The 26595-nt window shown below is 71.7% G+C and carries 26 protein-coding genes; 8 read left to right on the plus strand and 18 right to left on the minus strand.

Features of this window, described 5'->3' with window-relative positions; genetic code table 11:
• Positions 1–138: 138 nt before the first annotated feature.
• The 6 genes from AAHG09_RS17040 to AAHG09_RS17065 are packed head-to-tail and all read left to right on the plus strand — an operon-like array spanning position 139 to position 6465.
• Positions 139–1365 carry a transporter substrate-binding protein gene (locus tag AAHG09_RS17040; RefSeq protein WP_342108638.1) on the plus strand — a complete coding sequence of 409 codons (1227 nt, stop codon included), beginning with the start codon at positions 139–141 and terminating at the stop codon, positions 1363–1365.
• Complete coding sequence (gene urtB, locus AAHG09_RS17045) at positions 1358–2977, plus strand: urea ABC transporter permease subunit UrtB (RefSeq protein WP_342108639.1); 1620 nt, start codon at positions 1358–1360, stop codon at positions 2975–2977. Before AAHG09_RS17040 ends, urtB begins: the two co-directional genes overlap by 8 nt.
• Entirely contained in the window at positions 2974–4074 is a 1101-nt protein-coding gene (gene urtC / locus AAHG09_RS17050; RefSeq protein WP_342108640.1) for an urea ABC transporter permease subunit UrtC, read from the plus strand. The genes urtB and urtC overlap by 4 nt, the downstream gene beginning before the upstream one ends.
• Complete coding sequence (locus tag AAHG09_RS17055; protein WP_342108641.1) at positions 4071–4781, plus strand: ATP-binding cassette domain-containing protein; 711 nt, start codon at positions 4071–4073, stop codon at positions 4779–4781. Before urtC ends, AAHG09_RS17055 begins: the two co-directional genes overlap by 4 nt.
• On the plus strand, positions 4778–5491 hold the full coding sequence (gene urtE / locus AAHG09_RS17060) for an urea ABC transporter ATP-binding subunit UrtE (protein ID WP_342108642.1): 714 nt from the start codon (positions 4778–4780) through the stop codon (positions 5489–5491). The genes AAHG09_RS17055 and urtE overlap by 4 nt, the downstream gene beginning before the upstream one ends.
• A gap of 20 nt (positions 5492–5511) precedes the next feature.
• The gene (locus tag AAHG09_RS17065; RefSeq protein ID WP_342108643.1) at positions 5512–6465 is read left to right on the plus strand and encodes an acetamidase/formamidase family protein; all 954 of its coding nucleotides are present in this window, start codon (positions 5512–5514) and stop codon (positions 6463–6465) included.
• A 45-nt stretch (positions 6466–6510) separates the two neighbouring features.
• On the opposite strand, the gene AAHG09_RS17070 is transcribed toward AAHG09_RS17065, so the two are convergent.
• The 9 genes from AAHG09_RS17070 to AAHG09_RS17110 form a co-directional block, all read right to left on the minus strand.
• Positions 6511–6873 carry a transposase gene (locus AAHG09_RS17070; RefSeq protein ID WP_342108644.1) on the minus strand — a complete coding sequence of 121 codons (363 nt, stop codon included), beginning with the start codon at positions 6871–6873 and terminating at the stop codon, positions 6511–6513.
• Positions 6874–7152: 279 nt separating this feature from the next.
• Positions 7153–8838 carry a thiol reductant ABC exporter subunit CydC gene (gene cydC, locus AAHG09_RS17075; protein ID WP_342108645.1) on the minus strand — a complete coding sequence of 562 codons (1686 nt, stop codon included), beginning with the start codon at positions 8836–8838 and terminating at the stop codon, positions 7153–7155.
• Complete coding sequence (gene cydD / locus AAHG09_RS17080; protein WP_342108646.1) at positions 8835–10589, minus strand: thiol reductant ABC exporter subunit CydD; 1755 nt, start codon at positions 10587–10589, stop codon at positions 8835–8837. Before cydD ends, cydC begins: the two co-directional genes overlap by 4 nt.
• Positions 10586–10855 carry a hypothetical protein gene (locus AAHG09_RS17085; RefSeq protein ID WP_342108647.1) on the minus strand — a complete coding sequence of 90 codons (270 nt, stop codon included), beginning with the start codon at positions 10853–10855 and terminating at the stop codon, positions 10586–10588. Before AAHG09_RS17085 ends, cydD begins: the two co-directional genes overlap by 4 nt.
• Positions 10848–11894, minus strand: a complete 1047-nt coding sequence (locus AAHG09_RS17090; protein ID WP_342108648.1) for a cytochrome d ubiquinol oxidase subunit II — start codon at positions 11892–11894, stop codon at positions 10848–10850. The genes AAHG09_RS17085 and AAHG09_RS17090 overlap by 8 nt, the downstream gene beginning before the upstream one ends.
• A 4-nt stretch (positions 11895–11898) precedes the next feature.
• Positions 11899–13371 (minus strand): cytochrome ubiquinol oxidase subunit I, encoded by a 1473-nt coding sequence (locus AAHG09_RS17095; RefSeq protein WP_342108649.1) that lies wholly within the window; start codon positions 13369–13371, stop codon positions 11899–11901.
• Between the two features lie 147 nt (positions 13372–13518).
• On the minus strand, positions 13519–14769 hold the full coding sequence (locus tag AAHG09_RS17100) for an NAD(P)/FAD-dependent oxidoreductase (RefSeq protein ID WP_342108650.1): 1251 nt from the start codon (positions 14767–14769) through the stop codon (positions 13519–13521).
• Complete coding sequence (locus AAHG09_RS17105; protein WP_342108651.1) at positions 14766–15641, minus strand: SDR family oxidoreductase; 876 nt, start codon at positions 15639–15641, stop codon at positions 14766–14768. The genes AAHG09_RS17100 and AAHG09_RS17105 overlap by 4 nt, the downstream gene beginning before the upstream one ends.
• 81 nt (positions 15642–15722) lie before the next feature.
• Positions 15723–16133, minus strand: coding sequence for a trehalase-like domain-containing protein (locus AAHG09_RS17110; protein WP_342108652.1), 411 nt, complete (start codon positions 16131–16133; stop codon positions 15723–15725).
• Between the two features lie 453 nt (positions 16134–16586).
• On the opposite strand from AAHG09_RS17110, the gene AAHG09_RS17115 reads away from it, so the two are divergent.
• Complete coding sequence (locus AAHG09_RS17115; RefSeq protein ID WP_342108653.1) at positions 16587–17042, plus strand: DoxX family membrane protein; 456 nt, start codon at positions 16587–16589, stop codon at positions 17040–17042.
• A 195-nt stretch (positions 17043–17237) separates the two neighbouring features.
• Here the strand turns inward: AAHG09_RS17115 and AAHG09_RS17120 are convergent, their stop codons facing one another.
• The 5 genes from AAHG09_RS17120 to solA form a co-directional block, all read right to left on the minus strand.
• The gene (locus tag AAHG09_RS17120) at positions 17238–18014 is read right to left on the minus strand and encodes an amino acid ABC transporter ATP-binding protein (RefSeq protein WP_342108654.1); all 777 of its coding nucleotides are present in this window, start codon (positions 18012–18014) and stop codon (positions 17238–17240) included.
• Between the two features lie 4 nt (positions 18015–18018).
• Entirely contained in the window at positions 18019–18864 is an 846-nt protein-coding gene (locus AAHG09_RS17125) for an amino acid ABC transporter permease (protein ID WP_342108655.1), read from the minus strand.
• Positions 18861–19610 (minus strand): amino acid ABC transporter permease, encoded by a 750-nt coding sequence (locus AAHG09_RS17130; protein ID WP_342108656.1) that lies wholly within the window; start codon positions 19608–19610, stop codon positions 18861–18863. Before AAHG09_RS17130 ends, AAHG09_RS17125 begins: the two co-directional genes overlap by 4 nt.
• 37 nt (positions 19611–19647) lie before the next feature.
• On the minus strand, positions 19648–20490 hold the full coding sequence (locus tag AAHG09_RS17135; RefSeq protein WP_342108657.1) for a transporter substrate-binding domain-containing protein: 843 nt from the start codon (positions 20488–20490) through the stop codon (positions 19648–19650).
• A 71-nt stretch (positions 20491–20561) separates the two neighbouring features.
• Complete coding sequence (gene solA, locus AAHG09_RS17140; protein ID WP_342108658.1) at positions 20562–21725, minus strand: N-methyl-L-tryptophan oxidase; 1164 nt, start codon at positions 21723–21725, stop codon at positions 20562–20564.
• Between the two features lie 203 nt (positions 21726–21928).
• Between solA and AAHG09_RS17145 the strand changes: the two genes are divergently transcribed.
• Positions 21929–22894 carry a GlxA family transcriptional regulator gene (locus AAHG09_RS17145; RefSeq protein ID WP_342108659.1) on the plus strand — a complete coding sequence of 322 codons (966 nt, stop codon included), beginning with the start codon at positions 21929–21931 and terminating at the stop codon, positions 22892–22894.
• Between the two features lie 354 nt (positions 22895–23248).
• On the opposite strand, the gene AAHG09_RS17150 is transcribed toward AAHG09_RS17145, so the two are convergent.
• The 4 genes from AAHG09_RS17150 to AAHG09_RS17165 form a co-directional block, all read right to left on the minus strand.
• Positions 23249–23608, minus strand: a complete 360-nt coding sequence (locus AAHG09_RS17150; protein WP_342108660.1) for a hypothetical protein — start codon at positions 23606–23608, stop codon at positions 23249–23251.
• Positions 23609–23840: 232 nt separating this feature from the next.
• On the minus strand, positions 23841–24509 hold the full coding sequence (locus AAHG09_RS17155; RefSeq protein ID WP_342108661.1) for a class I SAM-dependent methyltransferase: 669 nt from the start codon (positions 24507–24509) through the stop codon (positions 23841–23843).
• 66 nt (positions 24510–24575) lie between these two features.
• Positions 24576–25634 (minus strand): glycosyltransferase, encoded by a 1059-nt coding sequence (locus AAHG09_RS17160; protein ID WP_342108662.1) that lies wholly within the window; start codon positions 25632–25634, stop codon positions 24576–24578.
• Positions 25631–26554 (minus strand): glycosyltransferase family 2 protein, encoded by a 924-nt coding sequence (locus AAHG09_RS17165; RefSeq protein WP_342108663.1) that lies wholly within the window; start codon positions 26552–26554, stop codon positions 25631–25633. The genes AAHG09_RS17160 and AAHG09_RS17165 overlap by 4 nt, the downstream gene beginning before the upstream one ends.
• Positions 26555–26595: the final 41 nt, after the last annotated feature.

Raw genomic sequence — 26595 nt, forward strand, 5'->3', positions numbered from 1 at the left:
CGGCTGAGACCCGCCCCGCGGGCGCGCAGATGCCGCCAATATGCGCAAGGGCGTCGCCGACCTGCAGTCTCTTTGACCTTCCCGTCCCCCGGACGGCAGCCGACAATCGACCCGTCGTTCACAGGAGCTTCGGGTCTGATGACGCATCTCACGCGGCGCAGCTTCGTCGGCACGGCGGCGCTGCTGGCAGCCCCGGCCCTCATCCGCCCGGCCTTCGCGGCCGACACCGTCAAGCTCGGCTGCCTGTTCTCGTCGTTGGGCACGATGGCCAATCTCGAGGGCCGGCTGAACCACGTGGTTCGCATGGCCGCCGACGCGATCAATGGACGTGGCGGCGTCAACGGCCGCCAGATCGAGGTCGTGACCTCCGATCCCGCCTCCGACTGGCCGCTCTACGCCCAGGTCGGCCGCCAGATGCTCCAGCAGGAGAAGGTCGCGGCCCTGTTCGGCTGCTGGACCTCCGTGTCGCGCAAGTCGGTGCTGCCGGTGGTCGAGCAGAATGACGGGCTGCTGTTCTACCCGCTCCATTTCGAGGGCGACGAGAACTCCAAGAACGTCGTCTACGTGAACTCGCCGCCCGCGAGCTCGGTGCTGCCGGCGGTCGACTACCTGATGGGCCCGGACGGGGTCGGGGCGAAGCGGTTCTTCATGATCGGCTCGGACTACGTCTGGCCGCGCACGATCAACAAGCAGCTCAAGGGCTACTGGAAGGGCAAGGGCATCCCCGAGAGCGCGTGGCGCGAGGAATACGTGCCGTTCGGCTTCTCGAACTTCCAGACGCTGGTGAATCAGGTCCGCAGCTTCGCCAGCCAGCCGGGCGGTCAGGCGATCGTGGTGCTCACCGTGGTCGGCTCCTCGATCCCCGACTTCCTGCGCGAATTCGCCAACCAGGGCATCAGCGCCACCGACGTGCCGATCCTCGGCCTCGACATGGTGGAGGCCGATCTCGAAGGTCTCGATACCGGGAAGCTCGTCGGCCACCTGAACTGCTGGGCCTATCTCCAGGCCGCCAAGGGCGAGCGGAATCAGAAGTTCCTCGCCGACTGGGCGGCCTACGTGAAGGCCAAGAACGTCCCGTTCAGCGCCGACACGGTGATCGACCCGATGGTCTCGGCCTATGACAGCGTCAACCTCTGGGCGCTCGCCGCCGCCAAGGCCGGCTCCTTCGCGGTGCCGGAGGTGCGCAAGGCCTTCGCGGGGCTCAGCTTCGACGACCCGTCGGGCTACACGCTGACCATGACGGGGGAGAACAATTACGTCTCCCGCGGCGTGTTCATCGGCTCGGTCAACGAGAAGCGTGGCTTCGACGTGCTCTGGCAATCCCCGGACGCCCCGAAGCCGGTCCCGTTCAGCCCCTATGGCTGATCCGCTCCGCGCGCTCCTGGCCCTCTGCTGTCTGGCGCTGCTGACGGTCTCGGCCGCCGCCGCGCCCCTCGACCGGGCGGCCTTCGCGGCGGATCTGTGCGGGGACGGCGCCGCGCAGGTCCGCGGGGCCGAGGGGCTCGTGCAGGCCGCCGGGGATCTGCCGGCCGACGACCTCGCCTTCGCGGGTGGGCTCCTCGGCGCGCTGGCCGAGCGCCGCCTGTCTTGCCCGGCGGACGGCGCGGTCCTGCTCGACCGCCCGGGCGCACCGGAGGGTCGTGACGCGCGCACCGGCGCGGTGCGGCCGGCCGCCGAGGCGCGCGCGCCGATCCTCGGCCTGCGCCAGCGGGCCGCCGTCGAGACCGCGCGCGGCACCGTCGCCCTGCTGACCGGCCCGGATCCGGCCGCCCGCAGCGCCGGGCTGGCGGTGCTCGAGCGGCGCATCGCCACCGTTCCGGCTTCCGTGCTCGACCGGGCGCGGGACGCGGAGACCGATGCCGCGCTGAAGGCGACCATCGCCGGCCTCGCCCAGGCGGCCGCCCTGTCGTCGCCCGATCCGGCCCGGCGCCGGGTGGCGATCGCCGCCGTGGCCGCGAGCCCGTCCGGGGCCGCTGAGGCGCGCCTCGCCGCGCTCAAGAGCGATCCCGCCTACGCCGCCGACCCGGCCTTCCGGGCGGCGCTGGATGCGGGGCTCGCCAAGGTCTCCCGGGCGGTGGCGATCGGCGACGGGCTCGCGGTCGTCTACAACGGCCTGAGCTTCGCCAGCATCCTGTTCATGGCGGCGGCCGGGCTCGCGATCATCTTCGGGCTGATGGGCGTGATCAACCTCGCCCAGGGCGAGTTCATCATGCTCGGCGCCTACGCCACCTACGGCGTGCAGGAGGCCTTCCGCCGCCTCGCCCCCGGCCTGCTCGACCTCTACCTGCTCGCCGCCATCCCGGTCGCCTTCGGGGCGGTCGCCCTGGTGGGGATCACGGTCGAGGCGCTGATCCTGCGCCACCTCTACCGACGGCCGCTCATGAGCCTGCTGGCCACCTGGGCGGTGAGCTTGTTCCTGGTGAACCTCGTGCGCGTGACGGTCGGCACCCAGAACCTGCAATTCGTCATGCCGGCCTATGTCAGCGGCGGCGTTCCCCTCTACGCCGACTTCGTGATGACGTGGAACCGGCTGTTCGCCATCGCCTTCGCGGCGGCGACCCTCGTCCTGACGCTCCTGATCCTGCGCCGCACGCCGCTCGGCCTCGACATCCGCGCCGTCACCCAGAACCGCGACATGGCGGCCTGCCTCGGCCTGCCGACCCGCCGGGTCGACCGCCTCGCCTTCGGGCTGGGCTCGGGGCTCGCGGGGCTCGCCGGGGTGGCGCTCTGCCCGATCTACAGCGTCAATCCCGGCATGGGCTCGGGCTTCATCGTCGACAGCTTCATGGTCGTGGTGCTGGGCGGCGTCGGCAGCCTCCTCGGGACCCTGGTGGCGGCCCTCGGGGTCGGGGGCGCCAACGTGCTGATCGAGCCGATCTCCGGCGCGGTCGCCGCCAAGGTGATCGTGCTGGTCGGCATCATCCTGTTCCTGCAGCGCCGGCCCGAGGGGCTGTTCGCCGTGCGGCGGCGGCGATGAGCGGCGCCGCGCAGACCGCCCTGGCCGCCCCCGCCGGACCGGCGCGGCGCGCCGTGCGCGATCCCCTGGTGGCCGCGCTCGTCGGGCTCTGCCTCGCCGCCGCCGCGGGGCTCCTCGTGGCGCCCCCCGCGCCGTATCTCGTCAACGCGCTCGGCCAGCTCGCCGCCTTCGCGATCCTGGCCGTCTCCCTCGATCTGGTCTGGGGCTATCTCGGAATCCTCAGCCTGGGGCACGGGCTGTTCTTCGCCATCGGCGGCTATGTCTGCGCCATGCACCTGCTGGCCCACGGCGTCGCCGCGACCGGCGTGCTGCCGGACTTCGTGCAGTTCATGGGCTGGACGCGCCTGCCGGCCTACTGGGCCGGGCTCGACCACGCGGCCTACGCCTTCGTCCTCGCCCTGGCGGTCGCCGGCCTCGTCGCCTTCGTGTTCGGGCTCGCCTCGTTCCGCTCGCGGGTGAACGGCGTCTACTTCTCGATCATCAGCCAGGCGCTCGTCTACGTCGCGATGCTGCTGATGTACCGCAACGACACCGGGCTCGGCGGCAACAACGGCATGACCGGCTTCCCGCTGCTGTTCGGCTGGCCGATGGGCTCCCCCGGCGTGGTGACGGGGCTCGCGGTCGCCGCCCTGCTGACGCTGGCGGCGGTGCTCGCCGGCACGCGGCTCCTCGTCGGCAGCGCGGTCGGGCGGCGGATGCTCGCCTGCCGCGACGACGAGACCCGCCTACGCACGCTGGGCTACAGCACCACCCGGCTCAAGCTCGGGATCTGGTGCCTCTCGGCCATGATCGCGGCGCTCGCCGGCATCCTCTACGTGCCGCAGGTCGGCATCATCAACCCGCGGGTGCTGGCCCCCGACCTGTCCATCGAGATCGCCGTCTGGGTGGCGATCGGCGGGCTCGGGCGGCTCGGCGGGGCGGTGATCGGCGCGATCCTGGTCAACGGCCTGAAGTTCTGGCTCAGCGCCGCGATGCCGGAGGCGTGGCCGTTCATCCTGTCCGGGCTGGTGCTCGTCGTGGTGCTGGTCCTGCCGAACGGCCTCCTCGACCTCGTGGACTGGCGCCCGCGCCCGACCTGGCTGCGGGGCGCCCGATGACCGCCCTCGTGGTCGAGGCCCTCACCGTCGCCTTCGGCCGGTTCACGGCCCTCGACGCCGTCTCGCTCGCCGTCGATCCCGGCGAGGTGCGGGCGGTGATCGGCCCGAACGGCGCCGGCAAGACCACGCTGCTCGACGTGATCTCAGGCGTCACCAAGCCGGTTTCCGGCCGGGTGATGCTCGGCGACCGCGTCGATCTCACCCAGCGCTCCGAGGCGGAGATCGCGAAGGCCGGCGTGCGGCGCAAATTCCAGAAGCCCAGCGTCTTCCCGGCGCTCACCGTGCACGAGAACCTGGAGATCGGCTGCGGACCCGCCCTCCCGGCCAGGGACCGCCCCGCCCGCATCGCCGCGGTCCTCGGCGAGATCGGCCTCGGCCCCCGGGCCGCGGTGCCGGCCGGCCGCCTCGCCCACGGCGAGAAGCAGTGGCTGGAGATCGGCATGGTGCTGGCCGCCGAGCCGGCGCTGCTCCTCCTCGACGAGCCCGTGGCCGGGCTCTCCGACGCCGAGACCGCCCAGACCGCCGCGCTGATCCGCGCCTTACGCCGGCCCGACCGGGCGATCCTGGTGATCGAGCACGACATGGCCTTCGTCGAGGCCATCGCCGACCGGGTGACGGTGCTGCACGAGGGCCGGACCCTCTACGAGGGCAGCATGGCGGGGGCGCGGGCCGATGCCCGGGTGATCGAGGTGTTCCTCGGCCGATGACGCCCGCTTCGCCGCCCGCACGCCTCGCCGTCGAGGGGCTCGACCAGCATTACGGCAGCGCGCAGGTGCTGCGCGGCATCGCCCTCGACGTCGAGCCGGGGGCCTGCCTCGCCGTGCTCGGCCGCAACGGCGCCGGCAAGACCACGCTGCTGCGCTGCCTCACCGGCCTGATCCCGGAAAGCCGCGGCCGGATCGCCCTCGACGCGACGGACCTGACGCGCCTGTCGCCCGACCGGCGCGCCCGCTCGGGTCTCGCCTACGTGCCGCAGGGCCGCGAGATCTTCTCGGATCTCACCGTCGCCGAGAACCTGCGGGTCGCGGCCCGGGCGCATGGGCTGGAGCGCACCGGGGCGGTCGACGAGGCGGTCGCCCTGTTCCCGGCGCTGCGCGGCCTCTGGCACCGGCCGGGCGGCAACCTCTCGGGCGGCCAGCAGCAGCAGCTCGCCATCGCCCGGGCGCTGGCGACGCGGCCCCGCGCGCTCCTGCTCGACGAGCCGACCGAGGGCATCCAGCCCTCGATCGTCGCCGCCATCGAGGCGGTGATCGCCGGGCTCAAGGGCCGGATCACCGTGCTCCTCGTGGAGCAGTACCTCGACTTCGCCCTCCGGGTCGCCGACACCGTGGTGGTGCTGTCGCGCGGCAGCGTCGTCGCGCGCGGCGATCCCGGGGCGCTGAGCCACGAAGCCCTCACCCGTCACATCGCCGTCTGACATCCGTAGAAGGAGCCGCCGTGTCGACCCATCACGAGATCCCCGCCACGCCCGAGACGATGGTGCTCGGCTATTTCGACGCCGCCCTGCCGCCGGTGCTGACGGTGCAGTCGGGCGACACCGTCACCCTGCATTCGCATCCGGCGGGCGGGCGCGAGTCGATCCACCCCGATCCGGCCCGGGTGCCGGCCGACCTGCTCCACGCCCTCGACACGCTGCAGCGCGGCCCCGGCCCGCACTTCGTCACCGGCCCGGTCCACGTGGCGGGCGCCGAGCCCGGCGACATGCTGCAGGTCGACATCCTCGATCTGAAGTTCCGCCTCGACTGGGGCTTCGTGGCGATCCTGCCGCTGCTCGGCACCCTGCCGGACGAGTTCACCGAGTATGAGACGATCCACGCCGACATCGACACCGCAAGCGGCGTCTGCCGCCTGCCCTGGGGCACGGAGCTGCCGCTCGACCCGTTCTTCGGCATCCTGGGCACCGCCCCGCCGGCCGCCTGGGGCCGGGTCGGCACGCCGGTGCCCCGGGCCTTCGGCGGCAACATGGACAACAAGGAGATGCGGGTCGGCACGACCCTCTACCTGCCGGTGTTCAACCCCGGCGGCGGCTTCTACGCGGGCGACGGCCACGGCGTGCAGGGCGACGGCGAGGTCTGCATCACCGCCCTGGAGACCGGGCTGACCGGCACGTTCCGGCTCACCGTCCGCAAGGATCTCCCGGGCGCGTGGCCCTTCGCCGAGACGCCCACCGACCTGATGTCGATCGGCCTGCACGAGAGCCTCGACGAGGCGATGCGCCAGGCCGTGCGCGAGATGGTGCGCCTCGTCTGCGCCCGCACCAGCCTCACCCGCAACCAGGCCTACATGCTGTGCTCGCTCGCCGGGAACCTGCGGATCACCCAGACGGTGGACGGCAACAAGGGCGTGCACATGCTGATGCCGAAGGCCGCCCTCGCATCCGCGTCGGCCTGAGGCCCGGCACACGCGGCGGATAGGGGCCGCGCCGAACCCGGCGCCTCAGTTCGCGCTTCGTCCGAAGGCGAACCGGCCGACGCAGGCCTCGGCGCCGCGATGGCGTGGTGCCGGGCGCAGGCCTGCGGGCCCGGTCTGGGCCGGCCGCGCGCGCTCCGCCCGTACGGGTTGCCCGAGCAGGGCGGCCCGGAGCCGCTGGACCTCCGCCCGGAGGCCGGCATTCTCCCGCTCGACGCGATCGAGCCGGGCCACGCCGGCGGGCTTCAATCCGCCGAGCCGTCGCCGCCAGCGATAGAAGGTGCCGAGCGAGACATGGGCGCTCGCGCAGATCGCGGCGATCGGTATGCCCCGCGCGGCCTCGTCCAGCAGGAAGGCGATCTCCTCGTCCGTGTGCAGGGATCGACGCATGAAGGGTCTCCCGGTTCGGCAGCCGCGGGGGCACTTTTCGGCCGGAGGGCGAGCAAGAAGCGGACCGGCGACGATCGGCCGACCGAGAGGCCCGCGTGCTCGGCGGGCGGCCATCGGCTGCACCCCGTCGCGCTCCCGTTCAACGGGCTGCGGCCGGCGCCCCCTCCGGTGCGCCGGCCGCCTTGAGACCCGATCAGGCTTCCATCATTGGCCGGCCTTGGCACCCATGGCCGTGCCGGTGGCCTGCGGGGACGGGGGCCCACGGGGGCGCAACGCGTCCTAGCGGACCGTCAGGCCGGGCGGCGCGCCGCACGCTTTTCCGTCGGACAGGCGGATCACGGCGTCCAGGTCCCGCAAGGCCGCCCGCCGATGCGTGATCAGCACCGTCGTCCGCCCGACCATCAGGGCCTTCAGCCCATCGAGCACAGCCTGCTCGGAGCCCGCGTCGAGGCCCTCGGTCGGTTCGTCGAGGAGCAGGATCGGCGCGTCCCTGAGGAAGGCGCGGGCGATCGCCAGACGCCGGGCCTGGCCGCCCGACAGCAAGGCGCCGTTCTCGCCGATCATCGTGTCGAGCCCGGCCTCGAACGCCGCGATGGCGTCGCCGAGATGCGCCCGGTGAAGCGCGTCATGGAGCTCGGCGGTGCTCGCGTCCGGGCGGGCGACCCGGAGGTTGTCGCGGATGCTGGCGTTGAACAGGTGCGTGTGCTGGGCGACGACGCTGAACAGCCCGCGCACCGCGTCGCCGTCGAGGTCCCGCAGCGGCACGCCGCCGATCGTGACGCTGCCCGCCTGATAGTCCCAGAAGCGGAGCAGCACGTTGAACAGGCTCGTCTTGCCGGCGCCGCTCGCCCCGACGAGGCCGAGCCGGCCGCCCTCCGGCAGGTCGAGGTCGAGGCCGTCCAGCGCCCAGGGCGCCGTCTCGGCGTACCGCATCCGGAGCCCGCGGATCGCGATATCGAAGCGCGCGGGCAACGGCGCGCCCTGCCGCGGCTCGGCGATGGCCGGCGCCGCATCGACCAGCGCGAAGATGCGCCGGGCGGCCGCCAGCGTCTCGCCGAGGGCCTGGAACGCCGCCGGCAGGGGCGCCACGGCCTCGAAGGCGGCGAGCACGAGGAAGGCCGCCATGGCCAGCTCCGGGCCGGTCAGCGTCGCCGCGCGCAGGGCCGGCACCATGAGGCAGAGCGCCCCGGCCAGCGTCAGCGTCGCAGTCGCGCCCGACAGGCCGCCGCCGAGGATGCCGAGCCGGGCCTGGCGGCGCTGGGCCGCGGTCAGGGCTTGCCCGCGGGCGCGGATCGCGGCGGCGCGGTCCGCCACGCCGCCGCAGACCGTGAGATCGCCCAGGCCGCGGAGCAGGTCGGTCATGTCGCCGCGCAGGTCGGCGCGGATCGCGACGGCGCGGCGTCCGGGCGCGCGGCCCAGGCGCTCGGCCGCCACCGGGATGCACAGCCCGGCGACGGTCAGGCCGAGCGCCAGCGCGAGCGCGGCCGGCGGATCGTAGAGGGCGAGGAACGCGACCAGGAGCAGCCCGCTCAGCGCGGCCGCGACGGTCGGCGCCAGCACGCGCAGGTAGAAGTTCTCCAGGCTGTCGACATCGCTGCGCAGCCGGCTCAGGAGGTCGCCGCCGCGGTGCGTCTGCAACCGGGCCGGCGCCAGCGGCTCCAGGCGCCGGTAGAGCCAGACCCGCAGGGTCGCCAGCAGATGGAACGTCGCCGCGTGGGTGACCAGACGCTCGAGATACCGGCCGCCGGTCCGGAGCAGGGCGAGGCCGCGGATCGCCGCCGCGGGCGCGAAATACTCGATCGGGGCGAGCCCCAGGCCGGCCAGCGCCATCGCGGTGATGAACCAGCCGGCCAGGGCCAGGAGCCCGACATTGGCCAGGACCACGCCGACGTTGAGCGCGATGCCCGCCAGGAGCAGGGGGAGATGCGGCCGGCAGAGGGCGAGCAGGCGCCATGCGGTCCTCACGGCAGCACCTCCGCATGGTGCGGGTGGGCCGGCGGAGCCGCGGCGTCCGTTGCAGCGCCGGGGCGGGCGACCGGCACGAGTCGGCCGTCCGTCAACTGGAAGACGGCGTCGGCGCCGCGGACCGACGGGGTGTCATGCGCGATCACCAGCACGGCGCAGTCTGCGCAAAGCGCCCGGACGCTGTCGGCGATCAGGGCCGCGTTGGCGGCGTCGAGACCGGTAGCCGGCTCGTCGAGCACGAGGAGATCCGCCCCGCGCAGGAAGGCCCGCGCCAGGGCGATGCGCTGGATCTCGCCGCCGGACAGACCCTGCCCCCGATCGCCCACGACGGTGTCGTAGCCCTGGGGAAGGCCCGCGATCAGCCCCGCGGCGCCGGCCCGCGCGACGGCCTGCCGGATCGCGGCTGCGTCCGCATCGGGGCGACCGAGCCGGATGTTGTCGCGGATCGTGCCGTGGAACAGGGTCGGGCGCTGCGGCAGCCACGCGATCCGCGCCCGCCAGGATTCCGGGCGGATGTCGGCGAGGTCGAGGCCGTCGACGGTGACGCGCCCCGAATCGGGGGCGAGGAAGCCGAGCAGGAGATCGGCCAGCGTCGTCTTGCCCGCGCCCGACGCGCCGACGATGGCGACGCAGCGCCCGCGCGCCAGAGCGAGGTCGACGCCGCGCAGGATCGGCGCCGCCCCATGGCCGAACCAGACCTGCTCGAACCGCACCGCGCGGACCGGCCCCGGCAGGTCCCGCGTGCCGGCGGGGGCCGGTGGCGGTGGCGTCTCCAGGAGCGCCAGGATCGCCTCCGCGGCGGCGACCGCCTCCATGCGCGCATGGTATTGCGTCCCCAGGGCGCGCAGCAAGCGGTAGAAGTCCGGCGCGATCATCAGCACCGCCAAGCCCGGAAGCAGGCGCATCTCGCCGTAGTAGAGCCGGAAGCCGATATAGACGGCGACCATGGCGATCGAGACCGTCGCGAAGAACTCCAGCACCAGCGACGAGAGGAAGGCGACGCGCAGCACCGCCATCGTGGCGCGCCGGTAGGTGTCGGACAGAACCGCCACCGCCTCGGCCTCGGCGCGGCTCGCGCCGAACAGCTTGAGCGTCGTCAGCCCCTCGACGGCGTCGAACAGGTGGCTGCCCAGATGCGCGAGCCGCCGCCACTGCGCTTGGTTCAGGGCCTCCGTCCCTTTGCCGATGAGGATCATGAACAGCGGCACGAGGGGCGCCGACAGCGCCATGATCAGGCCCGACACCCAGTCGGTCGGGATGACGAAGGCCAGGATGGCCAGCGGGATCAGGGCGGCGAGGGCCGCCTGGGGCAGGTAGCCCGAGCAATAGCGCCCGACGCTCTCCGTGGCGTCGAGCCAGGTTCCCACGACCTCCCCGGCGCGGCGCGTGCGCGCCCAGGTGGGGCCGAGCGCGGCGGCGTGCGCGACGAGCCGCTCGCGCAGCAAGTCCCGCATCCGCGCGCCGGCCTCGAAGGCGGCCCGCTCCGCGACGACGGAGGCGGCCAGGCGGAGCCCGACGGTGAGCAGCAACAGGTACAGGGACGGCGCGATCTCGGTGAGGCCGCGGCGGTCGAGCGCCAGCGCGTCCACGATCCGCGCGAGCAGCCAGCATTGCCCGATCAGCGCGACGCCGCCCGCCAGACCCGCGGCGACCGAAAGGCGGAGCGGGACGCGGGCGCAGCGCGATTCCCCGCGCAGCCAGCCATCGAGGCGCCGCTTGGCCGTTTGCGGGATCGGGGGTGCATGCCTCATGCCCGGTGCCGCTCCGCCTCGCGGCGCAGCCGGCGCCACTCCCCCCGGGCCAGCAGGGCGAACAGGCCGAGGGTGAGCCCGAACATCCCGGCCGCCGCCCCGTAGAGGTGCGGCGCGAGACCGAAGATCGCGCCGACGAGGGCGACGCCGAGCCCGGGGCCGACGAGGAACAGGCCGAGCATCCGGAGATTCCAGAAGACCTGTCCGAGGATCCGCAGCCGGTCGGCGCCGCGCGGATCGGTCGAGCCCGGCGACCGCTCACCCATGGTAGGAGGCGAGCTTCGCGACGCGCGCCCGGAAAACCCAGATCTGGTACCAGTTGTACATCAGGGTCACGGGGAACAGGAACGCCAGCGTCAGGTAGAAGCGCAGGAGCGTGATCTCCCGGCTTGCCCCGGAGTCGATCGTCCAGGTGCCCGGCACGATGGCGGGCCAGAGGGTCGCGATCAGGCCGGCCGCCATGATCACGATGGTGGCGTCGAGCCACAGCAGGGCGGCGAGGTTCCGGTCGCGCCGGTTGGCCCGGCGCATCAGGAAGGTCGTGCCGATCGCGGCCAACGGGATCAGCGCCCAGAGCCAGACATCGGGCCCGAACCACGTCTGCCGCGCCCACGGGAAGGTCACCATCATGAGGACCACCGAGATCGGCACGGCGCCCAGTGCGAGGTAGAAGACGATCTCGGTCCAGGCCGCGGCGCGCTGGCGCACGCGCTCCTGCGGCTCGAAGCGGGCCCGCACGAACAGCCCGCCGGCGAGCGAGACCACGACCACCGCGGCGATGCCGGTCCACACGCTGAAGAGGCTGATGAACCGGAAGGCGCCGCCGACATAGGTCGGCACGGTGTCGGGGGTGTCGGTGAGCGGGAAGCCGTGCAGCACGGCGCCGACCGCCATCCCGCCGAAGAACGTCACGACGAGGCTCGACAGGCCGAAGGCCCGGTCGGTGAGCGGCTTCCAGCGCGGCTCGGCGAGGTGGCGGAATTCGAGCGCCACCGCGCGGGTCAGGATGCCCCACAGGATGAAGACGAACGGGACGAGCAGGTAGCTCAGCACCGAGCCGTAGACGAACGGGAAGGACCCGAACAGGACGCCGCCGGCGACCACGAGCCAGGTCTCGTTCGCGTCCCAGGTCCCGGCCATGGCCTGCATGATCGCGCCGCGCTCGTCGGCGTCGGGGACGAACAGCGAGAAGATCCCGGCCCCGAGATCCGCCCCGTCGAGGACGACGTAGAGCACGAGGCAGAAGGCGGCGGCGACCCACCAGCCGGTGGCGAGGACGTGCTGGATGTGCGTGAGCGGACCCATGATCTCACCTCGCCCCGGACGCGGGGATGCCGCCGGGCGCGGCCGGCCATTCGGCCTTGGGGGTCTCCCGCACAGGGGCGCCTCCGGCCCGCCCGGGCTCCGGATCCGCCCCGCCGAAGACCGGGATCGGCGCGTCCAGGTCCGGCCCCTGGCGGACGAGCTTGGCGAGGTACCACCAGACGGCGCCCCAGACCGTCAGCTCGAACGCCATGTAGCCGCCGAGCCAGAGGATCTCCTCGGTAACGCTCATGCGGCTCACGCCCTCGGCGGTGCGCATGATCTTGAACACCACCCAGGGCTGGCGTCCGACCTCCCGGGTCCACCAGCCGACCCAGATGCCGAGATACGGCAGGGCCGCCGCCGCCACGGCGGCGCGCAGGAACCAGACGGTGCCGGCCCCGCGCGCGTCGAGCCTGCGGCGATAGACCAGCCAGGCCCCCCAGAACGCGACCAGGACCATCCCGAGGCCGCAGGCGACCATGACGCGGAAGCCGTAGAACGGGATCAGCATCGGCGGCCGCTCATCGGCGGGGAATGCGTTCAGCCCGGTGACCTTGCCGCTCCACGTGTGGGTCTCGAGCAGGCTCAGCACGTGCGGGATCTCGATCGACCAGACGGTGCCGTCGTTCTGCGCGTTGGGCCAGGCGAGCAGCTTCCAGCTGGTGTTGACGCTGCCGTCCGGGTTGTAGGTGTCGTAATGGCCCTCCATCGCGGCGAGCACGGTGGGCTGGTGCCGGGCCACCGTGAGGCCGAGCGCGTCGCCGAGCCAGACCTGCAGCGGTGCCACGACGACGAGCGCGAGGATCACCAGGCGCAGGGCGCGCCGGAACATGGCGACGTGGCGTCCCTTGAGGATGTACCAGGCCGCGATCGCGCCCACGAGGGCGAGCGCCAGCTCATAGGAGGCGACCAGCATGTGCGGGAAGGCGTAGAGCACGTCCGGATTGAGCAGCGCCTTCGCCATGCTCGTGACGTGGAAGACGCCGTTGCGCAATTCGACGCCGGTCGGCGTCTGCATCCACGAATTCGCGTCGAGGATCCACATCGCCGACAGGGCCGACGACAGCGCGACGTTGAAGGTCGCGAACAGGTGCATCTTGCGGCCGATCTTGCCCCAGCCGAAGATCATCAGCCCGATGAACCCCGCCTCGTACATGAAGGCGGTGATCGTCTCGTAGCCGAGGACCTGACCGAAGAACGGGCCGGCCGCCTGCGAGAACGGCCCGTACAGGATGCCGAACGCCATCTCCATGGTGACGCCGGTCGCCACGCCCGCCGCGAAATTGACGATCAGCAGCCGCTCGAAGAACCGCGTGAGCCGATACCAGTATTCGTCATCGGTGCGCAGCCACAGCGCCTCGCCGACGAACAGCATGCCGGCCAGCCCGATGGTCAGGGGCGGGTACAGGATATGGAACGTCGTGATCCAGGCGAAATCCAGCCGGGCGAGCAGGACGGGGAGCGTGTTCTCAAGCATCGGACGTCCTGTGTCCCGGCCTCATCGTCTCGTGCCGGCCGCCAATCGATAGGGGGCCGCGGCGTGCCCAAGGTCGCGGACCCTGGAACGCGCCGGACAAGACTGGTCTCACCAAACGTGGCACCGAGCCGGCATCCCGCCCGGCCGTCAGAGCAACCGCGATCCCGCCGCGCCGTCGAGCGTGTCGGCCATCCATGTCAGCAGGCCGCGCCGGACGCCGAGCACCTCGAACTGGTGCCGCCGGTACAGCAGGGCGTGCAGCGTGCGGGCCGTGAGCCCGCGCAGGGCGCCGCCGAACCGGTAATGCCCGAGCGTACCCCAGCCGTTGTAATCGCCGAGCGCGACGATCGCGCCCCTGTCGCGGTACCGGAAGGCCGGCACGCGCGCCCCCGCCAGCGCACCGTCGAGGTGGTGCGCGAGGTGGATCGCCTGCTCCCGCGCCGCCTGCGCGGTCGCCGGGACGGCCTGGCCCGCCCCGTCCGTGCAGCGTGCGCAATCGCCGAGGGCGAACACCGCGGGGTCGCCGGTCGCGCGCAGGTCGGAGCCGACCTCGATCTGGCCCGTCTTCGAACATGGGAGCCCGAGCCCGTCCAGGACACCGGGGGCCTTCACCCCCGCGGCCCAGACCGGCAGGGTCGCGTCGATCCGGTCGCCGCCCTCGATCGTGAAGCCCTGCGCGTCCGCCGAGACGACCTTCGTCTTCGTGCGGACCGCGACGCCGAGGGCGGCGAGCGTCCGCGTCGCCGAGGCCGAGATCGATGCGGGGAAGTGCGGCAGCAGGCGGTCGCCGGTCTCGATCAGCGTCAGCGTGACCGGCGCGCCCTGGCGCAGGGCCGAGAGGCGGTCGGTCGCCTGCTTGATCTCGGCCGCCAACTCCACGCCGGTCGCGCCGCCGCCCACGATGGCGACCTGCACGGGCTTGCCGGTCGCATGGGCCTCGATGAGCGTGTCGCGGAACCGGGCGTGGAACGCCTCCGCGTCCGCGAGGTCGTCGATCGTGGCGCAGTGTCGGTCGACGCCGGGCGTGCCGAAATCGTTGACCCGGCTGCCGACGGCGAGCACCAGCGCGTCGTAGGCGATCACGACCCGTTCCGGCCGGCCGGCGAGGGGCGCCAGCGTGGCTTCCCGCGCCGTGCGATCGAGCGCGACCAGTTCGCCCGGCGCGAAGCGGTAGCCGTTCTCCGCCGCATGCGCGCGGAAGCCGACCTCCTGCCGGCCGAGGCGGGCCATGCCGGTGGCGAAGGTGTGCAGCATCGGCTTCCAGACGTGCACGAGGTTGCGGTCGGCGAGCGTCACGTCGAGCGCGTTGCGTCGACGGGCCCGGCCGAGCCGTGTGGCCAGCTCGAGGCCGGCGATCCCCCCGCCGAGGATGAGGATGCGGTGGCGCCGGTCGCTCATCCGCCGGTCGCGAAGCCGGGGTAGAGGGTCATGCCGCCGTCGACGAACAGGGTGGCGCCCGTCACGTAGTCGGCGGCGTCGGAGGCCAGCCAGACGGCGGCCTGGGCGATGTCGTCCGGCTCGCCGATGCGCTTGTAGGGGACGAGGGTCATCAGCGCCCTGTAGGCGTCCGGCGTGTTCCAGGCCGCGGTGTTGATCGGCGTGCGGATGGCGCCGGGGCCGATCGCGTTGACGCGCACGAAATGCGGCCCGAGTTCCTGGGCCATGCTCTCCATCAGCATCTTGATGCCGCCCTTGGACGACGCGTAGTTCACGTGGCCCGCCCACGGGACTTCCTGGTGGACGGAACTCATGCAGATGATCTTGCCGGCCGCCTTGGAGACCGACGGGACGACGCCCCGCTTCAGGAACTCGCGTGCCGCGGCGCGCTGGCAGAGGAACTGGCCGGTCAGATTGACGCCGATGACCGTGTTCCACTGCTCCAGGGTCATGTCGACGAAGGCCGAATCCCGCTGCAGGCCCGCGTTGCTCACCGAGATGTGGAGCGTGCCGAACTCGGCGATGGCCTTGGCGTACATCGCCTCGACCTCGTCCTCCCGGCTGACATCCGCCTTCAGGGTGATGGCCCGGCGCCCGAGCTTGGTGATCGTGTGGGCGACCTCCTCGGCGACCTCGGGGTGGGTCACGTAGTTGATCGCGACGTCGGCGCCGGCCCTGGCGAGGCCGATCGCCACCGCCTCGCCGATCCCGGAATTGGCGCCGGTGACGAGGGCGGGCTGCCCCATCAGGACCGGATGATAGGGCGCGTTCGGGAGCCGCGCCGCGTCGGGCAGGGCCTCGCCGTCCGGTTCGGTCGTCTGTTTGTCGGCCATCGGCTCGCGCCTCCTTGATTGCACGTCGCGACGTACGCGCTCGAAAAAACGTGAGGACCTCGCGGCGGCGGACCGCGCCGCTCAGGCGCCCCGCTGTTGCGGCCAGGGCGGCATGTCGCCGTCATCGAAGCGCAGCCGGATCGTGCCATCCATGCGGACGGTGCCGCCGATACCTTCGACGATCCGGATCAGCGCGGAGCCCGGCAGGTCGTCGCGCGGCATGAAGTCGATGACGCGGACCGCGCCGTGCTCGGTCGTGAATTCGGTCTCCAGCGCCAGGGTATCGCCGCGGTAGCGCCGGGTCGTGCCCGTGACGAAGCCCTCCGGTGCGAGGCGCCAATGCCCATGGCTGTCGTCCCCCAGCAGGGCGGCGAAACACACGCCGCTGTCGAAGCGGGGCCAACATAGGAAATCGACAGATCCCGTGCGCGCGATCGGCGCACAAGTCTTTCCGTCGCCTGCTAAAGCGTAGTCAGCGATCGACGCGGGCATTCCGAATTCGTTTGCGCGGGATTGTTGCGTGCTGATTTAGAAACAATCCCTGCCTGGGCAACTGAATTTTTGGTAATACAAGTTTTTGTGATCGATTGCGCTGGATCCGCGGCATTTTTTCTGCACTTGGATATCCCAGATGTCAGTCGAATGGGGCCGGCGCGGAAGCGCCAGCGTCCGGACGCATCGCCCGCTTCGACGCCATTCCCCTGTGAGCGCGTATGCCGGCGGCTCACCCGGGACGGGTCGGACTGTTCGAGCCATCGGCGTGATACGCACCAATTCGGATGTCTGATCGATGGCCGATTTAAAGACATGTGCTCGCCCTGCGGGTGTGAATTCCGTGAGAGCAGCGCAAGTCCTGTCGATCGTGACGGAAGACCTTTCCGTTACGAGGGAACCTCACGGCCGCGGTCCTGCTGGCGGGCGGCCATATGCTCCGGAGACTGCCCCGTGACCTCTGCCGGCCTCGTCGCCCTGATCGTCCGCTACGGTCTCGTCGTTCTCTTCTTTCCCGCGAGCGCGCTCGATAAGATTCTCAACTTCAAGGGGGCGGTCGCGCAGGCCCGTGAGGTGTTTCCCGGCGTGCTCGGCACGCTCACGATCCTCGCAGGCCTCTTCATCGAGATCGTGATGCCCCTGGGCATCCTGACCGGCACCGCGGATCGCCTCGCGGCCCTGATCATGGCCGGATACTGTGCGGCCACGGCCGCGCTGTTCAAACGCTTCTGGCAGCCGGGCGACTTCTTCAAGTCCGGCGACAGCAAGGCGCGGACCCTGTTCTGGGATTTCCTGAAGAACCTGTCGCTCGCCTCGGGCTTCCTCCTGATCACCGTCGGCCTGTCCGGGCACGGACTCGACGCCTTCCTGGCGGACCCGTTCGGATCCTCGCACCCCTACGGCGGCTGAGGTCCGGGCCGACCGGCCACGGGGGCCGTTCCCATCCTCGGCCGAGCCGCCCGTGCAGGCCGCGGCGGTGCCGCGACGGGATCCGCGCCGCGTGCCCGCCGCTGGAAGCGCCGGCACGGCATCGACCCGCGCGGGTGCCGCCCTCCGCGGTCCCGGGACCGTATGGTGACCGCCGAGGGCGACGCGACAGGCGCGTCAGAGCACCTGCGACAGGAACCTGCGCGTGCGCTCGTCCTGCGCGGAGGCGAAGAAGGTTGCGGGCGGCCCGTGCTCGACGATCACGCCGCGGTCCGTGAAGTAGATATGGTCGGCGACGTCGCGGGCGAAGTTCATCTCGTGCGTGACGAGCATGCAGGTCATGCCCTCCTCGGCGAGTTCCCGGATCGTCACCAGCACCTCCTTGACCGTCTCCGGGTCGAGGGCGGCGGTGACCTCGTCGAACAGCATGACGTCGGGCCGCATCGCCAGGGAGCGGGCGATGGCCACGCGCTGCTGCTGGCCGCCGGACAATTCGCCCGGATAGGCGTTCTCCTTGCCGGCGAGCCGCACCTTGGCGAGGAGCGTCCGCGCCCGGGCCTCGACCTCGCGCCTGTCCTGCCCGAGGACGTGGATGGGGGCCATCATCACGTTCTGCAGCGCGGTCTTGTGCGGGAACAGGTTGTACTGCTGGAACACCATGCCGACCTTGCGGCGCAGCGCCAGCTTGTCGAGCCGGGGATCGGTGACGTCGATCCCCTCGACCGTGATCGAGCCCGCCGTGACCGGCACCAGCGCGTTGATGCAGCGGATCAGGGTCGACTTGCCCGAGCCCGAGGGGCCGATGATGCACACCACCTCGCCCTTGCGGACGTCGAAGCTGATCCCCTTCAGCACCGCGAACGTCCCGAAGGACTTGTGCACGTCGGCGAGGCGGACGATCGGCTGATCGGGGGTCCAGCTCGGGGACGGGGTGGCGGCCGTCGGGCGCGTCATGGGCTCAGCGGGTCTCGAAGCGGCGTTCCAGGGCGGCGGTGAACCGGTCGATCGGGTAGCAGTAGAGGAAGAAGCACAGCAGCGCGAAGCCGTAGAGCGGGGCGAACAGCTCGGGGCGGCCGCCCTCGGCGGCGTGCACCTGTGCGGTCAGCGTCAGCATCTCGGTGACCCCGACGATCGACGCCTGCACGGTCGCCATCGCGATCAGCGAATAGACGTTCATCCAGGGCGGCAGCATCCGCTTCGCGCACTGGGGCAGGATGATGCGCCACATCGTCTGCCGACGGGTGAAGGCCAGCGACTCGGCGGCCTCCCACTGGGTGTTGGGCACCGAGCGCACCGCGCCGCGGACGATCTCGGCGACGTTGGCCATGACCGGCAGGCTGAAGCCGAAGGTCGCCTTCACCCAGTCGGGCAGCGGCACGCGGAGGCCGAACACCGTGATCTGGAACGGCACGAGGAACATCACGAAGAACAGCAGCACCAGCCAGGGCACGTTGCGGAACACCTGCGTGACGCACCACGCGAGGCGCGGCAGGATCCACCCCTCCGCCAGCATCGCCAGCCCGAGCCCGATGCCCGCCACCGTGCCGATCGCCATCGCCATCAGCGAGATCGCGACGTTGAAGGCGAAGCCCGTCAGCAGGAGGGGCGCCCACTTGATCACGACCTCCAGCGGCGACAGCGCGGCGGCCCCGCCCTGCGCCCAGGCCGGGAGGGCGACGAGGGCGAGCCCGGCGAGCAGCCAGAGATGGGCCGGGCGCAGGCGCGCCGCCGGGCGGTCCTTCGGGAGCGCGAAGGGCAGGAGGACCGGGAGATCGCTCGGGCGGTTCGGATCCAGAGCGCTCATCGGCCGTAGCCCGGGATGCGCAGGGCGCGCTCCCAGCGGTGCATGATCCAGACGAGCACGCCGACGAGGACCGCGTAGGTCGCGAGCAGCACCAGCATCATCTCCAGGACGTTCTGCGACTCGGACCAGATCTGCTTGACCGCATACAGGGTCTCCGGGACCGCGATCGCGTAGGCCAGCGTCGTGGTCTTCAGGAGGTTGATCAGGTTGTTGTTCAGGGCCGGCAGGCAGACCCGCAGGGCCAGCGGCAGCACGATGTGGCGGTAGGCCTTGAAGCGGGTGTAGCCCAGGGCCTCGGCGGCCTCGACCGTGGTCCGCGGCACCGCCTCGATGCCGGAGCGGAAGATCTCGATGTTGAACGCGCCCGCGAACAGCGACAGCGCGATGATCGCCCACTGGACGTTGGTGAGGATCGGCGCGCGCAGGCCGTCCGCCGAGCGGAGGTCCGGGAGCAGCGTCCCGAGGCCGAAGTAGAAGAAGAAGATCTGCACGAGCGGCGGCGTGTTGCGGAACACCACCACGAAGCCGTTGACCAGCGCCCGCAGGAGGCGCGACGGCCCGCTCTGCAGGAGCGCCCCGACGGCGCCGATGACGAGGCTCAACAGGATCGTGCTGATCCCGAGGAGCAGCGTCATCCGCAGGCCGGCCACGTACCGGTCCCAGTCGTAGGGATCGTAGAAGACCGTGACGTTGAAGCCCGTGGTCTCGTAGAGCTGCTGGAACCACGCCTGGATCGCGGCGATCATCGCGGGCGAGCGCCCGGCTTCATCGTGCAGGCGGGCATCAGTTGGTCGCGTTCTTGTACTTCTCGTGCATCGCCTTCGAGTACGCGGTCGGCTCGATGCCCCACTTCGTCTCCTCGTTGACGATGAGGCCGGTCTTCATCCAGTCCTTGGTGGCGTCCTCGACCGCGGCCTGGAGCGTGGTGTTGCCCTGCGCCACCGCCATCATCCACGGGGCGTCGAGAATGCCCTTGAGCGGCAGCGCGTAGTTGGCCTTCCAGTCGTCGTCGAGCAGCTTACCCTGCAGCATGCTCTGGTCGTAGACGTAGCCGATGCAGTTGCCCTGCTTGAGCGCGAAGAGCGGCTTCTCGGACCCGTCGAAGGCGACGATCTCCGCCCCGTAGGTCCGGGCGACGTCCTTGTTGTACCACGCCCCCGAGGTGGCGCAGAGCGGCTTGCCCTTGAGCTGCGCCCAGTCGGTGATCCCGGACGACTTGGGCAGCAGGACGTTCACGAAGTCGGAATAGTAGTTCGGGTCGATCGCCTGGACGACGCGGCGGCGCTCCGGCTTGTCCGAGAGGGTGGCGATCAGCAGATCGACCTTGCCCTGCTGCAGGAACTCGATCCGGTTGGCCGAGACGACCGGCACGAGTTCGAGCTTCACGCCCAGGCGCTTGGCGAGGTCGGCGGCGAGGTCGGGCTCGAGGCCGATGATCGCGCCGCTCGGGTCGCGGAAGCCGAACGGCTTGTAATCCGCCTTCACGCCGACGATCAGCGTCCCGCGCTTCTTGATCGCGTCGACGCCGTCGGCGGCCGTGGCCCGGCCGGGCAGCGCGGCGGTCGACAACGCCGCGAGCGCGGCCATCGCCCCGGTGGTCAGAAGGGTGCGGATCGTGCGGCGCATCGGATCTTTCCTGCTCGGGTCAACCGATCTTGGCATGGTTTCAAGCAATCCACGAGCCATTAGCCGGCGCATCAACTGAAACGTGCCAAGGCGAAGGGCGTGAGATCGACCGTGCCGCCGCTCCCGGCCAGTTCTGCCGCGACGGCCTCGCCGATGCCGGCCGAGTGCTTGAAGCCGTGCCCCGAGCAGGCGGAGACCACCGTGACCCGGTCCATCGCGGCATGCCGGTCGATGATGAAGCCGCGGTCGGGAGTCACCGTGTAGACGCAGGCCGCGGCCCGGACGACCTCCGGGGTCGCGCCGGCCAGCCGGTCCGCGACGCGCAGCCGGTACATGGCGTCGGATTCGGACGGGTCGACGCGGCGCTCCACCCCGTCGGCACTGGTGGTGGTGTCGTACTGCTCCGTGGCGACCTTGATGGAGCCGTCGAGCGGCGGGAAGCCGTAGAGGTAGTCCGTGTCGCCCGTCCCATACATCCAGATGAAAACCGGCGCCTGCGGCCCGTAGGCGGTCTCGTCCGCCAGGGCGTACCAGTGCAGGAGCTGGCGGCGGACGGCGAGCAGCCGGTCGAACGGGCTCCCGAGCAGCGGGGCCGTCCAGGCGCCCGCGGCCACGACGGCGCGGTCGGCCAGGATGGGGCCGTCCGCCGTCTCGATGCGGACGCCGCCCCCGTCCTGCTGCAGCCCGGTGACCGCGCAATGGGTGCGGATCTCGGCGCCTGCGGCCCCCGCGCGGCCGAGCTGCGCCGCGAGGCAGCGCTCCGGGAACACGTAGCCGCCGCCCGGCTCGTAATAGGCTTTCTCGTCGCCCGCGAGATTGAGGAATTGCGGGAATCGGCGGGCTACCTCCGCACCGGTCAGTACCTCATGGGCGATGCCGGCCCCCTCCGCGGCGCTGATCGAGCGTCCGACGAAGTCCGGCTTGCCGTGATGCGAGGAGACACCGTGGCCCGGCGCCATGACGAGGGCCCCGCAGGCGTTCAGCAGGGTCTCGCCGGTCTCGGCCTCTAGCTCGCGCCAGATGCGGTGCGAGGCGGTGACGAAGGGGACGTAGTCGGCACCCTCGCCGACCGCCTGCCGGGTGATCCGCGTCTCGCCGTGGCTGGACCCGAGCGCGTGGGGCGGCGCGAAGCGATCGAGCCCGATGACCGCCGCGCCCCGTTTCGCCAGCTGGTCGAGCGCGGCGCTGCCCATCGCGCCGAGCCCCAGGACGGCGACGTCGTAGCGGCGGGTCACGGCCGTTGCCCCCGCGGGCTGCCGGGTCGGGGCGCCGCCGCATCGCGGAGCGGGGGCAGATCGGCAGGTCGGAGCATCCGGAGGCGGCCTCGCGCGATACGGGACGATGGCACACAGCATGATGGATACCGGGCGTCATGTTTGACCGTCGCGGACGGTTTCTTGCACAGTTGAGACGTCGGACGACGGAAGGCGCGGGCGGAATGGATGCGGAGATTGCGGATCGGCCGCAGGAGATCGGCTTCCTCCTCGTGCCCGGCTTCGCGCTGATGTCCTTCGCCTCGGGCTGCGAGCCGTTCCGCGCCGCCAACGACCTCGCCGGGCGGCCGCTCTACCGGTTGCGCTATTTCGGCGAGGCGGAGGGGCGGGTCGCCGCCTCGTCGGGCGTGGAAGTCCCCACCGAGGCGCTGCCGCGCCAGCGGGGCCACCTGCACATCCTCTTCGTCTGTGCGGGCGGCGAGCCGACCGGCTGGGACAGGCCCGAGATCCACGCGACGCTGCGGCGGATGGCCCGGCTCGGCGTCCGCATCGGCGGCATCTCGGGCGGCCCCTATCTCATGGCCGCGGCGGGCCTGCTGGTCGACCGCGTCTTCACGCTCCACTGGGAATATGCGGGCGCGACGGTCGAGACCTTCCCGGAGGCGCGCCTGAGCCGGGCGCGCTACGTCGCCGACGGCGATCGCCTGACCTGCGGCGGTGGCGTCGCGCCGCTCGAGATGGCCCACGCCCTGATCGCCGAGCGCATGGGCGAGGCCTTCGCGCGCCGCGTCTCCGACTGGTTCCTGCACACCGCCATCGGCGCCGCCGACGACCCGCAGCGGGCCTCCGCGGTCGAGCGCTACGGAGTTCACCATCCGGCCCTGCTGGCGGTGCTGGAGACGATGGAGAAGACCGTGGAGGCGCCGCTCGGCCGCCTCGCCCTGGCGCGCCTCGCCGCGGTCAGCCCGCGCCACCTGGACCGGCTGTTCCTCGAGAAGCTCGGGCTGAGCGTCTCGGCCCAGTACCGGGCGATCCGCCTCGCCCACGGACGGCGCCTGCTGCGCCAGAGTCCGCTCAGGATCGGGGAGGTCGCGACGGCCTGCGGCTTCGCGAGCGCGGCCCATTTCGCGCGCAGCTACCGGTCCCAGTTCGGTTGCAGCCCGTCCGCGGAGCGTCGGAAGAATCCGTGAACCGCTCCTCCCGTCGCATCGCGAGGCGTGTCCGATGGCACGGGACACGACACAGGATCAGAATCGTCCGTTTGGCCGTCCAACCCATCCCCTTATTCTGAGGTGCCGCACGAAGCGGAGGCCTCGAAGGAGCCCTCCAGAGGGACCTGCGGTTTCTGGAGCCCTCCTTCGAGGCCCGCTCCGCGGTCACCTCAGAATGAGGGGATGGGATCGCCCTGGCGCGACGCGCTGTCGTGTCCTGTGTGACGGCTCTATTGCCGGCAATCAAAACGCTCTGCGGGATGATCCTTCGGGGCACGATGAGGCCCTCGCCCGGAGCGGCCGGACTCGATCCGCGCTCTCAAGGGCGCGGCCTCACCTGTAACGCGGCTGGTGCAGTTCCCGACCCTCGGACGACTGGTCGATCGGGCTCCAGAAGCCGTCCGGCGATGCACTCCGCGGCTGCACGGGAACGTACCCGCCGTCCCAGCTGCGCGCCCGCACGTCGGGTGTCCTGCCGATGCCACCATCGTCGTAGCGGTACATCTCGGCGCGCCCTTCCTGGCCGGGGCGGCGCGTATCGAGGGGGTGCGTCGTCCCGGATGCGCGGCGCGGGGTGCGCTCTACGGCAGCGGGTTTCGCGTCGAAGTAGTCGCGGTAATCCCCGTACGACTCGACCGCCATCGCGTCGACAGTCGATCCGAGCATCATGGCGACCACGAGCCATGTCTTCATCGGTCGCAGCCTTCTTCCTGACCTTCGGCGGCGAACAGATCCGAAACTCAGATCCGCCCGCCAGGATGTGCAGGATCGTAGGTCACCTTTCAGAAGGTGCGGTGACGGTCGGCACAAGCCGGGAGCTTGCCCACGCCGGGCAGCGTGTGCGGCTTTCCACTTCCGACGATCGCTCCGATGCCATGAGGCCTGATCGATGGGGATCGGCGTCGCATGCGACGGTTGGCCAGACCTAATCCGGCTTGATGAACTTGCACTTGCCGCGCAGCGACCACGGCCCCTGAACGCCGGCTTCGGCGCAGAAGGCGTCGACCGCCCGGGTCACACCCGGGAAACGGCCCCCCGTGCTGTCGTAATCGTCGGCGATCAGGAGGCCGCCGGGGCGCAGGATCGGCCACCAAGCGCGCAGGTCCGCCGCGACGGACGCCTCCTCGTGACCGGCATCGAGGTGGATGACGTCGGCGGCGATGCCGCGCAGGCGCAGGAGTTCCGCGGCATTCACGGAGTCGAGCGGCAGCGGCACGATGCGGTCCGTCATGCCTTCGCGCACCACGTTGGCCAGGAAGGTCCGGTAGAGGCTCGGGTAGCCATGCTCGGTGGCGAGTTCGGCGAACAGCGCCGCGTCGGCCCAATGATCGACCGCGCCAAGCCACGTATCGACCGCGATCACGCTGCCGGCGACGTCGTGCTCGGCCATGGTGCGCGCGAGGAACAGGGCGCTGGCCCCCTTCCACGTGCCGATCTCGATGACGACGCGGGGCCGGACCGCGATCACCGCTTCCTCAAGGTAGGGGTGAATGCTGCGCCAGCCCTGAAGGTCGGCCGGGCGTAGGTCCGCCGGGGGATCCGCGAACGGGTCGCGACCGTGCCACAGGGCGGCAATCAGATCCTGTCGGGTCATGGTTCGGCTTTCTGGCGGACGGTGTGGACAAGGATCGGGACGAGCAGGCGTTTGGCGGCAGCGGGGTCAGGTCCGGGCGCGGGCCTGCGCGTAGAGCGCTTCGCAGCGGTCGAGCCAGCGCGCGCGCGTGAACAGGCGCAGGACCCGCTCGTGCGGGACCGTCCGCGGGATCGCGAGCGCCGTCGTGACGGCGGTGGCGAGGGCGGCCTCGTCCCCCGGCGCGGCCAGGGCGCCGGCTTCCCCCACCACCTCCGGCACCGCGCCCCGCGCGAAGCCGGCGACCGGCAGGCCGCAGGCCATCGCCTCGACCGCCGCGAGCCCGAACGGCTCGTCCCAGCAGGGCGTGGTCAGGAAGACGGAGGCGCGGCCGACCTCGGCGGCGAGGGCCGCCCCACTGAGCCGGCCGCCGTAGCGGATCGCGCCGCCGAGCCGGGGCGCGACCTGCGCCGCCCAGTATCCGGGCTCCTCGATCGGGCCGAACAGGGTCAGCGGCAGCCCGGCCCGGCGCGCCGCCGCGATCGCGTGGTGCGCACCCTTGTCGGGCGTGATCCGCGCCGACCAGACCGCGCTGCCGTCGCCCCGCGGCTGGTAGGGCCACGCGGCGGGATCGATGCCGTTGTGGAGGACCGAGGCCTCCGGCGGTGCCCCGTCCGGCCACCACGCGTCGAGATGGGCCCGGGATGGCGCGGTGATCCGGTGTCCCGGGGCGGGGCTCGCCTGCACGAACCAGCGCAGGGCGTCGTAGGGCGGCACGTGCAGCGAGGTGACGGTCGGCGTCGCGGCCGTGCGCCGTTGCTCCAGGGGCAGGCGGCTCAGGCTGTTGTTGTGGAGCACCTCGAAGTCCCCGGCGGCGATCCGGTCGCAGGCGGCGGCGTAGCCGTCGTCGAGATGGACCTTCAGGCCCGCATCGCCCCGGTGCTCCAGGCCGGCATGGCTCCGCTCGTGATGGACCGGGATCACGGGATCCAGGGCGAAGCGCACATCGCTGTCGCCCGAGGCGAACAGCGTGACCGCATGGCCGCGGGCCATGAGGCCGTCCGCGAGGGTCCAGGTGTAGGCTTCGAGGCCGCCCGCGAAGGGCGGGGCGATCGGGTGGCGCAGATGGGCGAGGAGCGCGATCCTCACGCGGTCACCGGCGCGGGCTCGCCCGCCCGGGCCTCGATGGCGCGAATGACCGAGGCCGCGTTCGTATACGGCTGGTGGCTCTGCTGGCCGGTCAGCGCGAGATCGGCGGCGTCGGGGCGGCGCAGGATGCGGATTGGACGGTCGGGCGTGTCGTCGATCAGGCCCATCACCTTGAAGGCGTAGAGCCAGTGGCCCATCGTGCGGTAGCCCCACTTGGCCTCGAACAGTTCGGCGTTGCGCACCACGCTGTCGAGGTGGTGGACCGGCGGCATGTGGTGCGGATGGTACTGGTGATAGGCGCGGGCGCCCTTCATCCAGGCGATCGGGATGCCGCTCTGGTCGAGGATCTTGCCGAAGTCGGTGTCCTCGCCGCCGTAGCCGGTGTAGCGCTCGTCGAAGCCGCCGGTCGCCAGGAAGGTGGCCCGCCGGATCGCGAAGTTAAGCGACCAGAAGCAGCGGTAATCGGTGCAGATCTCGATGCCGGAGGCCGGGGGCCCCCGGCGGTCGGAATGCCGCTCCGCCACGGCCTCCAGGCCGTCATAGTCCCAGGCGCCCGCGGTGGCGCGCTCGGGCAGGTGCAGCACCTCGCCCATCAGCAGCCCGTCGAGCTCGGCGAGCCCCCGGGCGTAATCGGCGACGAGGTCGGGGGCCGGGATGCAGTCGACGTCGAGGAAGACCACGGCGTCGCTGTCCACCGCCGCCACGCCGCGGTTGCGCGCGGCCGCTAGAGGCAACTCGCGGCCCTGCACGAGGATCTGGTGCACCGGGAAGCCGACCTCGGGCAGGTCGTAGGGCGTGTCCTGCATCACCGCGACGATGAAGGCGGCGGGGGCCTGGGTCTGGCGTTCCAGGCCGCGGAGCACGTTGCGCAGATGCGCCGGCCGGCCCTTCGCGAGGGTCACGACGGAGACGGTGGACATGCGGCGGTCGGGCTCCGGTTGAGGCGGGGGAAGGGCGGCGG

The organism is Methylobacterium guangdongense, from assembly GCF_038442355.1.
Lineage (GTDB): Bacteria > Pseudomonadota > Alphaproteobacteria > Rhizobiales > Beijerinckiaceae > Methylobacterium > Methylobacterium guangdongense.

Bases quoted from the DNA above. Each gene is read 5' to 3' on its own strand.
- AAHG09_RS17130 (WP_342108656.1), bottom strand. From the start codon at position 19,610: ATGATCGCCGCGATCCAGGCGTGGTTCCAGCAGCTCTACGAGACCACG.
- AAHG09_RS17040 (WP_342108638.1), top strand. From the start codon at position 139: ATGACGCATCTCACGCGGCGCAGCTTCGTCGGCACGGCGGCGCTGCTG.
- cydD (WP_342108646.1), bottom strand. From the start codon at position 10,589: ATGAGGCATGCACCCCCGATCCCGCAAACGGCCAAGCGGCGCCTCGAT.
- AAHG09_RS17120 (WP_342108654.1), bottom strand. From the start codon at position 18,014: ATGACGCGCCCGACGGCCGCCACCCCGTCCCCGAGCTGGACCCCCGAT.
- AAHG09_RS17105 (WP_342108651.1), bottom strand. From the start codon at position 15,641: ATGGCCGACAAACAGACGACCGAACCGGACGGCGAGGCCCTGCCCGAC.
- AAHG09_RS17055 (WP_342108641.1), top strand. From the start codon at position 4,071: ATGACCGCCCTCGTGGTCGAGGCCCTCACCGTCGCCTTCGGCCGGTTC.
- AAHG09_RS17125 (WP_342108655.1), bottom strand. From the start codon at position 18,864: ATGAGCGCTCTGGATCCGAACCGCCCGAGCGATCTCCCGGTCCTCCTG.
- AAHG09_RS17145 (WP_342108659.1), top strand. From the start codon at position 21,929: ATGGATGCGGAGATTGCGGATCGGCCGCAGGAGATCGGCTTCCTCCTC.
- AAHG09_RS17110 (WP_342108652.1), bottom strand. From the start codon at position 16,133: ATGCCCGCGTCGATCGCTGACTACGCTTTAGCAGGCGACGGAAAGACT.
- AAHG09_RS17090 (WP_342108648.1), bottom strand. From the start codon at position 11,894: ATGGGTCCGCTCACGCACATCCAGCACGTCCTCGCCACCGGCTGGTGG.
- AAHG09_RS17165 (WP_342108663.1), bottom strand. From the start codon at position 26,554: ATGTCCACCGTCTCCGTCGTGACCCTCGCGAAGGGCCGGCCGGCGCAT.
- urtB (WP_342108639.1), top strand. From the start codon at position 1,358: ATGGCTGATCCGCTCCGCGCGCTCCTGGCCCTCTGCTGTCTGGCGCTG.
- AAHG09_RS17155 (WP_342108661.1), bottom strand. From the start codon at position 24,509: ATGACCCGACAGGATCTGATTGCCGCCCTGTGGCACGGTCGCGACCCG.
- urtC (WP_342108640.1), top strand. From the start codon at position 2,974: ATGAGCGGCGCCGCGCAGACCGCCCTGGCCGCCCCCGCCGGACCGGCG.
- AAHG09_RS17095 (WP_342108649.1), bottom strand. From the start codon at position 13,371: ATGCTTGAGAACACGCTCCCCGTCCTGCTCGCCCGGCTGGATTTCGCC.
- AAHG09_RS17135 (WP_342108657.1), bottom strand. From the start codon at position 20,490: ATGCGCCGCACGATCCGCACCCTTCTGACCACCGGGGCGATGGCCGCG.
- AAHG09_RS17100 (WP_342108650.1), bottom strand. From the start codon at position 14,769: ATGAGCGACCGGCGCCACCGCATCCTCATCCTCGGCGGGGGGATCGCC.
- AAHG09_RS17070 (WP_342108644.1), bottom strand. From the start codon at position 6,873: ATGCGTCGATCCCTGCACACGGACGAGGAGATCGCCTTCCTGCTGGAC.
- urtE (WP_342108642.1), top strand. From the start codon at position 4,778: ATGACGCCCGCTTCGCCGCCCGCACGCCTCGCCGTCGAGGGGCTCGAC.
- AAHG09_RS17085 (WP_342108647.1), bottom strand. From the start codon at position 10,855: ATGGGTGAGCGGTCGCCGGGCTCGACCGATCCGCGCGGCGCCGACCGG.
- AAHG09_RS17150 (WP_342108660.1), bottom strand. From the start codon at position 23,608: ATGAAGACATGGCTCGTGGTCGCCATGATGCTCGGATCGACTGTCGAC.